At 64.8% G+C, this 12547-nt stretch carries 10 protein-coding genes and 1 pseudogene; 1 reads left to right on the forward strand and 10 read right to left on the reverse strand.

All coding sequences use genetic code 11. The features are described 5' to 3' along the window. A pseudogene (locus G7A66_RS14300) lies at nucleotides 1-446 on the reverse strand (hypothetical protein); the annotation flags it as partial. Continuing rightward, nucleotides 443-1465, reverse strand: a complete 1023-nt coding sequence (locus tag G7A66_RS11865; protein WP_174296038.1) for an ABC transporter ATP-binding protein — start codon at nucleotides 1463-1465, stop codon at nucleotides 443-445. The gene G7A66_RS11865 and the pseudogene G7A66_RS14300, both read right to left, overlap by 4 nt. Before the next feature lie 62 nt (nucleotides 1466-1527). Between G7A66_RS11865 and queG the strand changes: the two genes are divergently transcribed. Further along, complete coding sequence (gene queG / locus G7A66_RS11870) at nucleotides 1528-2598, forward strand: tRNA epoxyqueuosine(34) reductase QueG (RefSeq protein ID WP_174295846.1); 1071 nt, start codon at nucleotides 1528-1530, stop codon at nucleotides 2596-2598. On the opposite strand, the gene G7A66_RS11875 is transcribed toward queG, so the two are convergent. From G7A66_RS11875 to G7A66_RS11910, 8 genes are all read right to left on the reverse strand, one after another. Next, nucleotides 2582-3829 carry an NAD(P)/FAD-dependent oxidoreductase gene (locus G7A66_RS11875; protein WP_174295847.1) on the reverse strand — a complete coding sequence of 416 codons (1248 nt, stop codon included), beginning with the start codon at nucleotides 3827-3829 and terminating at the stop codon, nucleotides 2582-2584. The two genes, queG and G7A66_RS11875, sit on opposite strands and share 17 nt — an antisense overlap. Before the next feature lie 118 nt (nucleotides 3830-3947). Beyond that, complete coding sequence (locus G7A66_RS11880) at nucleotides 3948-8699, reverse strand: NAD-glutamate dehydrogenase (RefSeq protein ID WP_332310550.1); 4752 nt, start codon at nucleotides 8697-8699, stop codon at nucleotides 3948-3950. A gap of 155 nt (nucleotides 8700-8854) precedes the next feature. Next, nucleotides 8855-9838 carry an LLM class flavin-dependent oxidoreductase gene (locus tag G7A66_RS11885; RefSeq protein ID WP_174295848.1) on the reverse strand — a complete coding sequence of 328 codons (984 nt, stop codon included), beginning with the start codon at nucleotides 9836-9838 and terminating at the stop codon, nucleotides 8855-8857. Continuing rightward, nucleotides 9835-10701 (reverse strand): tetratricopeptide repeat protein, encoded by an 867-nt coding sequence (locus G7A66_RS11890; protein ID WP_206675179.1) that lies wholly within the window; start codon nucleotides 10699-10701, stop codon nucleotides 9835-9837. The genes G7A66_RS11885 and G7A66_RS11890 overlap by 4 nt, the downstream gene beginning before the upstream one ends. Continuing rightward, entirely contained in the window at nucleotides 10701-11489 is a 789-nt protein-coding gene (locus G7A66_RS11895; protein WP_174296040.1) for an alpha/beta hydrolase, read from the reverse strand. The genes G7A66_RS11890 and G7A66_RS11895 overlap by 1 nt, the downstream gene beginning before the upstream one ends. Nucleotides 11490-11546: 57 nt before the next feature. After that, the gene (locus G7A66_RS11900; RefSeq protein ID WP_174295850.1) at nucleotides 11547-11741 is read right to left on the reverse strand and encodes a helix-turn-helix transcriptional regulator; all 195 of its coding nucleotides are present in this window, start codon (nucleotides 11739-11741) and stop codon (nucleotides 11547-11549) included. Continuing rightward, nucleotides 11738-12376 carry a hypothetical protein gene (locus G7A66_RS11905; RefSeq protein ID WP_174295851.1) on the reverse strand — a complete coding sequence of 213 codons (639 nt, stop codon included), beginning with the start codon at nucleotides 12374-12376 and terminating at the stop codon, nucleotides 11738-11740. Before G7A66_RS11905 ends, G7A66_RS11900 begins: the two co-directional genes overlap by 4 nt. Then, nucleotides 12346-12522 (reverse strand): hypothetical protein, encoded by a 177-nt coding sequence (locus G7A66_RS11910; RefSeq protein ID WP_174295852.1) that lies wholly within the window; start codon nucleotides 12520-12522, stop codon nucleotides 12346-12348. The genes G7A66_RS11905 and G7A66_RS11910 overlap by 31 nt, the downstream gene beginning before the upstream one ends. Between the last annotated feature and the right edge of the window lie 25 nt (nucleotides 12523-12547).

A 12547-nucleotide genomic window follows, 5' to 3' on the forward strand; every position in this document is an offset into this window, starting at 1 on the left:
TCCAGTCGGTCGGCAGTGCCGGTCAATGTCGGTTGCGTCAGCGATCCGGTGAGGACCGCCGCCACATTGGCATCGTCATCGGCTAGCAGGGCCTGCATGTCGCTTGCGCGATTCGGCGCGACCACCTCCATGCGCGGGAGGGTGACGAGTTCCGCCGTCCTTTCCCAGGACGCAGCGAAGCGGGCGCTTTCCTCGGCGCTGAGTGCCACCGCGAGGCGCGGTTCGTCGGCACTGTCGGCGGCTTTCGCTCCAAGAAAGCCCGCACCGACACTGATGGCGATGAAAAACAGCGGCCCGATCAGGAAGAACAGGAAGGCCTTGCTGAAAAGGATCGCGGTGAAGTCGCGGCGCGCGATGACATAGGCGGCCTGCCAGGTGGACAGGCGTTCGATATGACCATGCGCGATATGCTCGCGAATTGGTGCTGCCTCTTCGATCTCGGTCATTGGCCATTCTCCGCTGCGTTGCGGTCCAGTTCGGCGGCGGCAGCTTCGCCTGCGATATGCACGAAGGCGTCATGCAGGCCGGCTCTCTCGATCGAAAGCGACAGGATTCCGGCTTCTCCCTCGATCAGCGCGCGTAGCAGCGGTTCAATGCCGGTATCCGGCAGGGAGAAGAACCAGAAGTCGCCTTCCTGCCGGGCGTCGGCGGGCAGGGCTGCGCGCCATGTGCCGCCCTGCGCCTTGGTTTCAAGCCTCACCTGTGCGGGAATGCGGTCGCGCGCTTCGTCGACCAGGCCGGTAAACGGCACCTTGCCGCCAGCAATGATGGCGATCCCTTCGCAAAGCCGTTCGGCATGAGCGATGACGTGGGTGGAGAAGATGACCGTGGTGCCCTCATCGGCCAGGCTGCGGATGAGGCGCTCGAGCTTCCCCTGATTGATGGCGTCGAGGCCGGAGAAAGGCTCGTCCAGCACGACGAGCCGAGGGCGGTGAACCAGCGTGCCGAGCAATTGAACCGTCTGGGCCATGCCCTTGGACAATTGGCGAATCTGCTTGTCGACCGCATGGCCAAGCCCGTGTTCCTCCATCAGAGCGCTGCCCCTGTCGCGCCCTTCGGCCAGAGGCAGACCGCGCAGCGCGCCCATGAAAGCGATCGCGTCCTGCGACTTCATCGAAGGGTAAAGCCCGCGTTCTTCGGGCAGATAGCCGATCAGCCGGGCAATATCATGGGGACGGTCATGGCCAAGAACCCGGCGCACCCCCTCGTCGGGGTCGATGATGCCGAGCAACATGCGAAGGGTCGTGGTTTTGCCCGCACCATTCGGGCCGAGGATGCCGTAGATAGCTCCCTGCGGCACCGCTATATCCACTCCGTCGACTGCGAGAACGCCATCGAACCGCTTGACCAGCCCGCGTGCCTCCAGCGCCAGAGGGCGGTCGCTCCGTTCGCCAGCACTGTCCTTCACGGCAAAGCCCTGCCGATCTGCGTTGCCCGTCACAGGCCGATCCCCTACCATTGTCATGCCCGGCAGATACAGCGCGCCGGTTAACAGGAGCAACCCCCATAGCGGAAGCAATCGCCCGGATGGCGACACAGATCGCCGAATTGCAGGCGGATCTGCGGGACGAAGCGGCAAGGCTGGGCTTCGCCACCATCGGCTTCGCCCCGGCAACCGACGATCCGCTGCGCACCCGGCGTCTGCAGGAATGGCTGGCTGCGGGGTATCACGGATCGATGGATTGGATGGAGGCGCGCGCCGATGTACGCTGCGGGCCGCAGTCCATGTGGCCCGATGCGGCCAGCGTTCTGGCGCTGGGCATGAGTTATGCTCCGACGAGCGACCCGCTCGCGCTTGCCGAAAAGGGGGAGATCGCGCGCATCTCCACCTATGCGCAGGGCGGGGACTATCACGACACGGTCAAGAAGGCGCTGAAGGCACTGGCCCGGTGGCTGGTGGCGGAGGCTACCCGGCGCGGATTGCCGGAAACCGAACTGAAGGTCTTCGTGGATACCGCACCCGTGATGGAAAAGCCGCTGGGCGAGGCGGCGGGCATCGGCTGGCAGGGGAAGCACACCAATCTGGTCAGCCGCACCCATGGCAGCTGGCTGTTCCTGGGTGCGATCTATTGCACGGTGCCCTTCACGCCCGATGTGCGTCATCCGGACCGCTGCGGATCATGCCGCGCGTGTCAGGACGCCTGCCCGACAAACGCCTTCCCGCAGCCCTACCGGCTGGATGCGCGGCGCTGCATTTCCTATCTCACCATCGAGCACAAGGGGCCGATCCCGCTGGAGTTCCGCGAGGCCATGGGCAACCGCATCTATGGCTGCGACGATTGTCTGGCCGTTTGCCCGTGGAACAAATTCGCCGATCTCGCCGCCCGTAACCGGGCCTTCCTGCCGCGCGCCGAACTGGCGGCACCGGCGCTGGCCGATCTGCTCGGACTGGATGATGCGGGTTTCCGGCAATTGTTCTCCGGTTCGCCCATCAAGCGCATCGGCAGGGACCGTTTCGTGCGGAACTGCCTGATCGCTGCTGGAAACAGCCGCGACGGGTCACTGCTGGCACATGTCGAGCCCTTGATGGGGGATGCGGACCCGATCGTCGCGGAGGCCGCAAATTGGGCGGCAGAGCGGCTCAGAGAAGCGACTTGAGCGGGACTTCCGGATCGGCCAGCAGGGCGCGATCTGGCGAAAGGCGGGCCTCCACCAGCTTCCGGCCCTGCGCATAATCCTTCACATTGTTCACGCAGTCGAGCGCGATGACCCGGCCTTCCTTCAGATAGACGACCGAGAACTTTCGCGTGGCCGGATCGCCGCGCAGCACTGTCTCATCATGATCGAGCGAGAGCCCCGCCGTCTGCAGGCGCAGATCATATTGGTTCGACCAGAACCAGGGAAAGGCGGCATAGGGCTGCTTGTCGCCCATGATCGCCTTCGCCGCGACGCTGGCCATGTCGTTGGCATTCTGCACCGATTCGAGCCTGATCACCGCATTTTCGGCGAAGAAATTGGCGTGAGCCGCGCAATCGCCGATGGCGTAGATATCGTCCAGCGAGGTGCGGCAATATTCGTCGACGTCCACCCCGTTCGCACCCGCTGCACCGGCAAGGATCAGCGGCCCGATGGACGGCACGATGCCGATGCCCACCACCACCATGTCGCAAGGGACGGTGCTGCCATCGTGCAGCTTCACGCCTGTGACATGCTGCCGGCCCGAACCGCCCGCACTGTCCGCCCCCTCGATGCAGTCAACGGTTGTTTCCAGGCGTATATCGACGCCTTGTGCCCGGTGTTCTGCCAGATAGAACTGGCTGAGATCATCACCTGCGACGCGCGCCAGCAGGCGCGGCATGGCTTCGAGCAGCACGACTTCGCAGCCCAGCTTGCGCAGGACAGCCGCCGCCTCCAGGCCAATATAGCCGCCACCTACGACGACGACCCGCTTCGCGCCCGCAGCCAGTTCGGCCTTCATCCGGTCGACATCGGCGCGATTGCGGACCGAATGAACCCCGTCCAGATCCGCGCCTAAGCAGGAGAGGCGGCGCGGGTCGCCACCTGCGGCCCAGATCAGCTTGCGATATCCGACCTGCGAACCGTCGGACAGGGTGACGCGGTGGTCCATCCAGTCCACTTCGGTAACGGATGTCCGCAGGCGCAGGGTGATGTCGCGTGTCGCCCAGAAGGCGGGTGGGCGGATATGAATGCGTTCGAATGGCTTTTCGCCGCTGAGGTAGTCCTTGGAAAGAGGCGGGCGTTCGTAGGGTGCCTCGCTCTCGCGTCCGATCATCATGACGGATTGATCGTGTCCGGCTTGCCGCAGCGCAATGGCCGCTTGCGCGCCGCCGTGCCCGGTACCGACGATTATGACATCTGCGAAATCCATGCGGCAAGAAGTGGCGCAGATTGAGGCGACGCGTCAAGCCGCAGGGCGGGAATTGGCGGTCGAAATGTGTGTCGCGGGAGGGCATTTGATACCCCGCTCCGTGACACATTTAAGAACCTTACCGGCCGAGCAGATTGCGCGCCTGGCTGGCGATCTGCGCCAGCATGGAAGGCGCGACTGGCGCCTGCGTCTGCGCCCTGGCGATGACCGAACGAAACTGCCGGATCGCCTCGGCATGGTCCGTGGCCCATCGCTTGACGGTTTCTTCCGGGTCCATTTCGCCGTGAGCCGCTCCTTCGGGCTGACTGGCCATCGCCAGGCGGCGCAGGAAGTCGAGCCGCATCTGCTGGAAATCGCGGGCAAGGCCCGACACCAGAAGCCGCTCCCAAACGTCCGATGGAGTCATCAGCGTGGCGGTGACCTGCGCCCAGTCCAGTCCCAGCCTGCTGCCAAGATCGGTGAAGGCCTGGGTCAAGCGCCGCACGCCGATGCCCGTATCGCGTGACAGGCTGACAAGGCCGACCGCACCGTCCATGTCGAACATGTGCGCTACTCGCGCCGCCAGGGCTTCGGGTGCACCCTGCTGAACCAGTTCCGCCCGCAGCTTGGCCGAGTGCTGGCGCGATTCGGCAGCCAGCAGAGTCGATGTGCCTTCGGACAGTTGATCGATGCCCGCATCCAGAGCGGCCACGACCTGCGACGGCGGGGCAATGCCCGCTCCGGCGCGCAGCAGGTCGGCCATCTGGCTGCGCATGGCGGTTGCCACGCGGTCAAACAGCAGCAGACGCGCCGTTTCCGGCATTTCCGTCTCATCCAGCGACCGCCAGATATCCGAGATCGAGAACAGCCGTTCCGCACAGACGAAGGCCGAGGCGACCTGGGCCAATGTGGCGCCTTCTTCCTCCGCCAGTTCGAAGGGATGAACGAGGCCGAGCCGATTGATCATCCGGTTGGCGAGATCGGTCGCGATGATCTCCTTCCGCAGGCGGTGCGCTTCAATTTGCGGGCGATACTCCTCGCGCATCGGTTCGGGGAAGCTGCGCAGCAGATTGCCCTCCAGGAAGGCGTCCTGCGACAGATCGCTCCGCTCGATGGCATCCTGCAGCACCAACTTTGTGGAGGAAAGCAGCACCGCCAGTTCGGGCCGGGTGAGCCCTGTGCCGTCCGCCGCACGGCGGGTCAGGGACTCGTTATCGGCCAGTCCCTCGGTTCGCCGGTCCAAGGCGCCGCGGTCTTCAAGCGTTTCGATCAGGCGCAGATGCGCGGCAGTCGATTGCGCGCCGCCGATCTGGGCGATGGACAGGGCCAGCGCCTGCAAACGATTATCCTCGAGCACGATGGCCGCAACTTCGTCCGTCATGCTGACGAGAAGCTTGTTGCGATCCTCAAGGTTCAACTCGCCTGCCCGGCAGGCAGCGGCAAGGGCGATCTTGATGTTCACCTCATTGTCCGAGCAATCGACTCCGGCGGAATTGTCGATGAAGTCGGTGTTGATCCGGCCGCCTTCTGCACCAGAGGACAGGGCAAATTCGATGCGGCCCGCCTGGGTCACGCCGAGATTGGCACCTTCGCCGATAACCCGCGCACGCACATCGCGCCCGTCGACGCGCAAGGCGTCATTGGCAGGATCGCCGACATCGACATTATTCTCGGCCGAAGACTTGATATAGGTGCCAATGCCGCCGAACCACAGAAGGTCGGAAGGCGCCTTGAGAATGGCGGAGATCAGCGAATCCGGATCGAGTTCGCTCTGTTCAACGCCCAGCACGCGGCGCGCTTCCTTCGACAGTTCGATCGTCTTGCGCTTGCGCGAATAGACACCGCCGCCGCTGGAAATCAGGCTCTCGTCGTAATCTTCCCAGCTCGACCGGGGCAGTTCGAACAAGCGGCTGCGTTCCTGCCAGCTTCTGGCAGGATCGGGATCGGGATCGATGAAGATGTGGCGGTGATCGAACGCCGCGACCAGTTTCAACGTCTTCGACAGCAGCATGCCGTTGCCGAACACATCGCCCGACATGTCGCCGCAACCGACAACGCGGATGACGTCGTTCTGAACGTCTACACCCATTTCGCGAAAATGGCGCTGTACGGAAACCCAGGCGCCGCGCGCAGTGATGCCCATCGCCTTGTGATCGTAACCCTGCGATCCGCCGCTGGCGAAAGCGTCGTCCAGCCAGAAGTCCCGGCTTTCGGCGATGGCATTCGCGATATCGGAAAAGCGTGCCGTGCCCTTGTCCGCCGCCACCACGAAATAGGGATCGTTCCCGTCGTGGATGACGACACCATCAGGGTGCGCGACGTCATCGTTCACGATGTTATCGGTAATCGACAGCAGCGTGCGGATAAACAATTCGTAAGCCGCCTGCCCTTCCGCGGCCCAGCCTTCGCGGTCGCGTCCGGGGTCGGGAAGCTGCTTGGGATAGAAGCCGCCCTTCGCGCCCGTCGGCACGATGACGGCGTTCTTCACGCGTTGTGCCTTCATCAGGCCGAGGACTTCGGTGCGGAAGTCGTCGCGCCTGTCGGACCAGCGAATTCCGCCGCGCGCCACGGCTCCGGCCCGCAGGTGAATGCCCTCAACCCGCCGCGAATAGACGAAGATTTCGCGCCATGGCACCGGCTTGGGCAGATTCGGCAACAGGCTGGAATCGATCTTGAAGCAGAGCGCTTCTTCCGCTGCCGGAGCGAAAGCGTTGGTCCGCAGAATGGAATCGATCAGCGAATTATACAGGCGCAGCAGGCGGTCGTCGTTGATCGCCACGACGTCGATCAGCCCCTGACGGATCGCTTCGCGGTGGCGCTCGGACGCTTCTTCCCGATCTCCCTCGAATGCAGGGTCATGCCGGGCAACGAACAGATTTATCAGTGCGCGGGTGATCCCCGGTGCAAGACGCAGCGCATCCACCACCGTGTAGATGGTGAAGCTCATGCCCGCCTGCCGCAGGTAACGGTAAAAGGCGCGCAGCCACTCGGCCTCGGCAGCGGAAAGGCCGGTGCCGACCACCAGCCGGTTGAAGGTATCGTCCTCCGCATTGCCGTTCAGCACTGCGGCAATGGCTTCCTCGATGGCGCTGGAGCGTTCCAGGATCGGTTCGACCTCGACGCCTTCAGGCAATTCGAGCATGAAATCGTGAATCGTTCCAAGCTTACCGCCGTCCAGCGCGGTCGGTATCTCGCCCAGCACGCGGAAGCCGAAGTTCTCCAGCGCCGGGACGGCGTCGGAGAGCGGCAGGCTGCCTTCATATTCGTAGATCTTCAGGCGCAGGCGGTCGTGCGGATCGGAATCGAGGCTGTAGAGGCGGGTGTCGCGGCGCGGCGCATCGGCGGCGCTCGTTTCCAGAAGGCTCAGGCGGCGCAGGCGGCCGATGTCGCGTGCAGCCTCTGCCGCGCCATATTCGGCGCGGTAGCTTTGCGGAAAGGCTTCGGCGAAACGGCTGGCGATGGCGGCGGCACGGCCGGAATCGCCTGTTGCCGCAAGTTCGCCTTCGACTGCTTCGCCCCAGCCGCGCAGCATGGTCTGCAAACGGTCTTCCATGGCTTCTTCGGACGGGGGCGTATCACCGTCCCGAATGTCGAGAACGAAGCGCAGCATGGCGAGATTGCCGCCTTCGACTTGCAGGCTCCAGTCCAGCAATTCGGCTTCGGCGCCTTCTTCCAGCAGTTGCAGGATCTGCAGCCGCACCTGCGTCGACAGCATGTCGCGCGGCAGCCAGACGAAGGCGAAGAGATGGCGCGACAGCGGCGCTTCGACCAGCGCGAGGCGCGGGCGGGGGCGGTCCACCAGGCTCATCATGGTGGTCGCGACCCGTTCGATGTCGCTGTCGGAAAAGCCGATGACGAGGTCATGTGGCAAGGACGTCAGCGCATGGATCAGCGATTTGCCGGCATGGCCCGAGGTCGAGAAACCGAGATCGCTCAGCAGCCCTTTCAACTGATCACGCAGACGCGGCACCTGCGAGGGTGCTGCGGCGAGCCCTGCGCTGGTCCAGACACCGGCATGGATCGATAGCGCCGTCACCCGCCCGTCTGCCTTCTCGCGGATGGGCACGATGAACAGGTCAAGCGGAACGCGGCGATGCACCTTGCTGACCCGGTTGGCCTTCACGATCAGCGGAAGGCGGGCGCTTGCGTTGGCCGGATCGTCGAACCAGGCGAAGGCGCGGTCATAGGACTGTTCGGCCAGGATCTGCGATACGCTTTCGCGGCAGATGCCCATGGCGTCTGCGGTGCTGCCATCGCGGTGCCGGGTCAGATGGCCGAGCAGGGTGATCGTGCCGCTCTCCAGCCATTCCAGCAGCGCGGCACCCTCTTCATCCGCAGCGGCGATATGGCCGGCATCGGCGCGCATCTTGGCGCGCATCTCGGTCCAGTCCTCCACCGCCGCGCGCACATCGGCCAAGGTGACCTTGAGGGCAGCCTCCAGGTCGCGGCGCTGGCGCGCATCCACGCGGGTGGTTTCGATATAGATCATCGATTCGCGGGGGAGATCGTCTGCCGAGGATGTCTCTTCGTGTCCGATGCGGGTCAGCCTGCCGCCGGCATCGCGCTCCACAGGCAGCACGGGATGGACCAGCCGGTCGATCGCAAGCCCCTGCGCGGCGATGGTCGCGGCCACGGAATCGACCAGAAACGGCATGTCGTCATTGATGACGGCGATCCGCATGTAGCGGCGGTCATCGCTCTCGGTCGCAAGGCACAGGGCCGGTTCGCCGGATATGCGCGGAGAAGCCGCTTCGATCATGAAGCGCGCGGCATCCGTGACCCGTTCACGCTGGAAAGGCGTGTCGCCCGACAGGAGCGAATCGCAGATCCGTTCGGTCAGTTCCTCGACAAGAGTGTCGATTGCGGCATCCTGCGACTTGTTGGCACCCACGCGTTTGCTCCGTCGGCCCGGCAGCGGGCCGTGTTATATTCTTGCCGCACGATGCAGCAATATTCGCCCCCCGGAATAGGACGATGCCGCACGCCTCGCAACCACTCGCGCCGAGAATTTCTGCGCGCCTGACGTTACGGCCTTGCAGGCAATGCTCAGCCGTTCAGTACGTCCATGGCAAGCTCCAGCGAGCGGGTCCGCGCGGCGGGATCGAAGGTCGCACCGGAAAAGACGATCTCGTCCGCTCCGGTCCGGTCTATGAAGGCCTGGACCTTGTCGCGCACTGTTTCGGGCGTGCCGATGGCGCTGGCCTGTGACAGATGATCGAGCATCATCTGCGCCTGCACCGGCAGGCTGGCGCGAAAATCGGCAACAGGCGGCGGCAATTGCCCTGGATTTCCCGTGCGCAGCCTGACGAAGCTCTGCTGCTGCGACGAGGCCAGCAACTCCGCCTCTTCCTGCGTCGGCGCAGCGAACAGGGTCATCGCCGCCATGGCATGCGGTTTCTCGCAAGCCTCGGACGGGCGGAAATTGCGGCGGTAGAGTTCCAGCGCTGCATCCAGATGATCGGGTGCGAAATGGCTGGCGAATGCATAAGGCATGCCGAGCTGCGCCGCCAGTTGCGCCCCGAACAGGCTGGAACCCAGCATCCACATCTCGACATCGGCGCCGTATCCCGGTGTGGGGCGAATGGGCAGGGCGCTGTCGCCTGCGAACAGGCTGCGCAGTTCCAGCACGTCCTGGGGAAAATTCTCGGCAGCGGCGCGCGGGTCCTTGCGCAGCGCGTGGGCGATGCGCCCGTCGGCGCCCGGTGCGCGGCCCAGCCCGCAGTCGATCCGCCCGGGGAACAGGGCATCCAGCGTACCGAATTGTTCCGCGATCACGAATGGGTTGTGATTGGGCAGCATGATCCCGCCCGACCCGATGCGGATGGTGCTGGCGGCATGGCCGATATGCGCCAGCACGACTGCTGTCGCCCCGCCCGCAATCCCGTTCATTCCGTGATGTTCGGCGACCCAGAACCGCTTGCAGCCGGTTTTTTCGGCTACTTGAGCGAATTCCGCCGCTTCTGCGAAGGCAGCGGCAAGGGTGCCGCCTTCGCGCACCGGCACGAGGTCGAGAACGGAATATTGGGTCATGGCGTATCCTGTGGTGGTGCCGGGGGCGGCACTTGCACCTCAGCGGCGGCTGGCGCGATCTGCGCGATATAGGTGCGCGCGGTCTCCGCTTCGGCGCTTTGCGGGGCAAGGTCGATGGCGGATTGCCAGCTCTTGCGGGCGGCGTCTTCGCGTCCGGACAGGATGGCGATGGTGCCAGCCTCCAGCGCGGTTGCGGGGTCACGAGGCAACAGGGCGGCGGCGCGCTCGATCTGTATCTGCGCCCGCTCCAGATCGTTCATCCGCCGCGACAGGGTGGCCGACAGCAGCCAGGCCTGCCCGTCCTCCGCATTGGTTTCGCGCGCATATTGCAGGGCCGACGCAGCCTCCGCCTCGCGTCCTGCAGACAGCAGGGCGACAGCGCGGTCGATGGCGATCTCGGCAGCCAGGTCGGGGCGCTGCGTGGCCAGCGCATCCGCTTCCGCGCCTGACAAGAGCGCGACAGCGGCCTCGGTGTCTCCGGCCGCCAGCGCACTGTTGCCGGCAAGAGCACCATAGCGGGCAAGCGCGGCGGCATTGGTCGGTTCGGCTGAAGATCGTGCCGCTTCGAACGCCCGGCGCGCTGCCGGGTAATCGCCGGACTGGCTGAGTGCGACACCCAGGCAATGCCGGGCCTCAGCAAGGCCGGGTTCCTGCGCGACCCATGAACGGGCCTGACCAAGCCCTTCGGCAGGATTGCCGCTGGCGATTGTCGCGAGGCAAGTCGCCAGCCGCCGCAATGCGGCATCTTCTGTGGGTTCGGCGTTCTGCTCCGCGCGATCCCGTCGGGGGATCGGCAGAGGCTGGATCGGCAGTTCGAAGGGTGCGGCCTGCATCGTCAGGACGGCGAACGGCGACAGCAGCATCAGGGACATGGCAAACCTTTCGTCGATTTCGCGAAAGGGTCGAGATCGTCGATCACGCGCAGGAGCAGCGCGACATCCTCGTCTCTCGACATGCGGTGGTCCGCACCCTTGACCAGCAGAACCTGTATGTCTTCCGAACCGAGCGCTTCGGCGAGGCGCAGGCTCGTCTGCCACGGCACATCGGCATCACGCTGACCGTGCAGCAGGCGGACAGGGCAATCCAGCGGCACGGCGCTGCCGAGCATTTCGTGCCCGACCGCATCCTGCCAGAACGAGGCGTATGTAGGCGTCGGTTCGGGTCCGTAGGGATTGTCCTCCAGCACGGTCTCACCCCTGCGAAGCTGCGCTTTCTGATCGGCTTCGAAGCCCCAGTCGGAAAAGTCGGGCGCGGCGGCGATGCCCACCATTCCGGCAAGGCGGCTGCTTCCTGACGCGAGACCGAGCGCGACCAGCAGCATCAGCCAGCCGCCCATACTGGAGCCGACAAGGGTCACAGGCCCGCTCACCCGCTCGGCGATCAGGGTCAGCACTTCATCCCGCCAGCGGCTTAGCGTTCCATCCGCGAAGTCGCTTCCGCTACGGCCGCACCCGGAATAGTCGAGCAGCAGGCATCCGCGCCCCTGTTCCTGTGCATGGGCGAACAGGGCCGTGGCCTTGCCGCCGTCCATGTCCGACATGTAGCCGGGCAGGAACACGAGGGTGGGCCGCGAATCGAGAGCTGCGGGCGGAGCGTGGCGAAAGGCGATGCGGCGCCCGCATGGCATGGAGTGGTAGGCGATATCCTGCATATCGGCCGAGATGGGCTTGGCTTGAGCGGCATGCAAGGTAGCGCCTGCAGGGCCGATTCAATTCTCGGGCACGAAGATCTCTTCGATCGGCATGGCGAACAGTGCGGCAATCCGAAAGGCGAGCGGTAATGAAGGATCGTATTTGCCTGTTTCGATCGCATTGACGCTCTGGCGCGAGATGGCCAGCCGTTCGGCCAGATCGCTCTGCGTCCAGTCCCGCTCGGCGCGCAGCACCTTGAGGCGGTTCTTCATCCTTCGGCCCGGTCTTTCTTGCGCAGCGCCATCCAGCCCTGCCCCGCGCCCATGCCGATCGCCCAGACCGGCACCGCCCACCACCCCGGCACATGGGGCACCAGTTCGAACGTCTCGAGAAAACCGTAGAAACAACCCACCGACAGCACCGCGCCAAGCCCGACGAGATTGGCGATCATCGAGCGGTGGCGCAGATATTCGTCATCCTCTTCGACCAGATAGCGCGCCATGGTCCATACCATCGCGAGCGTGGGGACAACCGGCAGCAGCGCGACGGCAAAGGCGACCGCGCCGGCCAGGTCGAACCGCTCGTTCAGCCACACTGCTATGCCGAGGCCGAGCATATAGCCGAAGGATGCGAGCATGAAGCGGCGGTTGTAGCGCACGATAGCCGGGCTCAGCATGCCGCAGCGCTTTTGCCTGTCCATTCCCGTCCGCACCAGCGGGACCATCCACAGCATGGCGGCGGCCATCAGGATGAAGCCGGTCGGCGCGTTGATCGCACCGCTGAGCCTCAACCCGGCGATAGCGCCGAACGAGCCCAGCATCATGCCGGCATAGAAGCCCGGACGCTGCCGCCAGCCGCTGGCGCTCTCCTGGGCCATCATGGTTTCACCGCGCAGGTCGCGCGGCATCCGCGGCGCAAGGTCAGGACTGCCAACGCCGGAATCACGATCAGCAAACCTTGCGAAAGCTCGGTATCCATGAAGCTGGCCCTTCCCATCCCGGCGATGAACAGCATGGCGGCAGCCCATGAAAGGGCGCGAACGACATTGGGCATAAGACAATCTCCCTTGGCACTTTGT

Source organism: Alteripontixanthobacter muriae, from assembly GCF_013336795.1.
GTDB classification, from domain to species: Bacteria; Pseudomonadota; Alphaproteobacteria; order Sphingomonadales; family Sphingomonadaceae; genus Pseudopontixanthobacter; species Pseudopontixanthobacter muriae.

Bases quoted from the DNA above. Each gene is read 5' to 3' on its own strand.
- G7A66_RS11865 (WP_174296038.1), bottom strand. From the start codon at position 1,465: ATGACAATGGTAGGGGATCGGCCTGTGACGGGCAACGCAGATCGGCAG.
- queG (WP_174295846.1), top strand. From the start codon at position 1,528: ATGGCGACACAGATCGCCGAATTGCAGGCGGATCTGCGGGACGAAGCG.
- G7A66_RS11875 (WP_174295847.1), bottom strand. From the start codon at position 3,829: ATGGATTTCGCAGATGTCATAATCGTCGGTACCGGGCACGGCGGCGCG.
- G7A66_RS11885 (WP_174295848.1), bottom strand. From the start codon at position 9,838: ATGACCCAATATTCCGTTCTCGACCTCGTGCCGGTGCGCGAAGGCGGC.
- G7A66_RS11890 (WP_206675179.1), bottom strand. From the start codon at position 10,701: ATGCTGCTGTCGCCGTTCGCCGTCCTGACGATGCAGGCCGCACCCTTC.
- G7A66_RS11895 (WP_174296040.1), bottom strand. From the start codon at position 11,489: ATGCAGGATATCGCCTACCACTCCATGCCATGCGGGCGCCGCATCGCC.
- G7A66_RS11900 (WP_174295850.1), bottom strand. From the start codon at position 11,741: ATGAAGAACCGCCTCAAGGTGCTGCGCGCCGAGCGGGACTGGACGCAG.
- G7A66_RS11905 (WP_174295851.1), bottom strand. From the start codon at position 12,376: ATGCCGCGCGACCTGCGCGGTGAAACCATGATGGCCCAGGAGAGCGCC.
- G7A66_RS11910 (WP_174295852.1), bottom strand. From the start codon at position 12,522: ATGCCCAATGTCGTTCGCGCCCTTTCATGGGCTGCCGCCATGCTGTTC.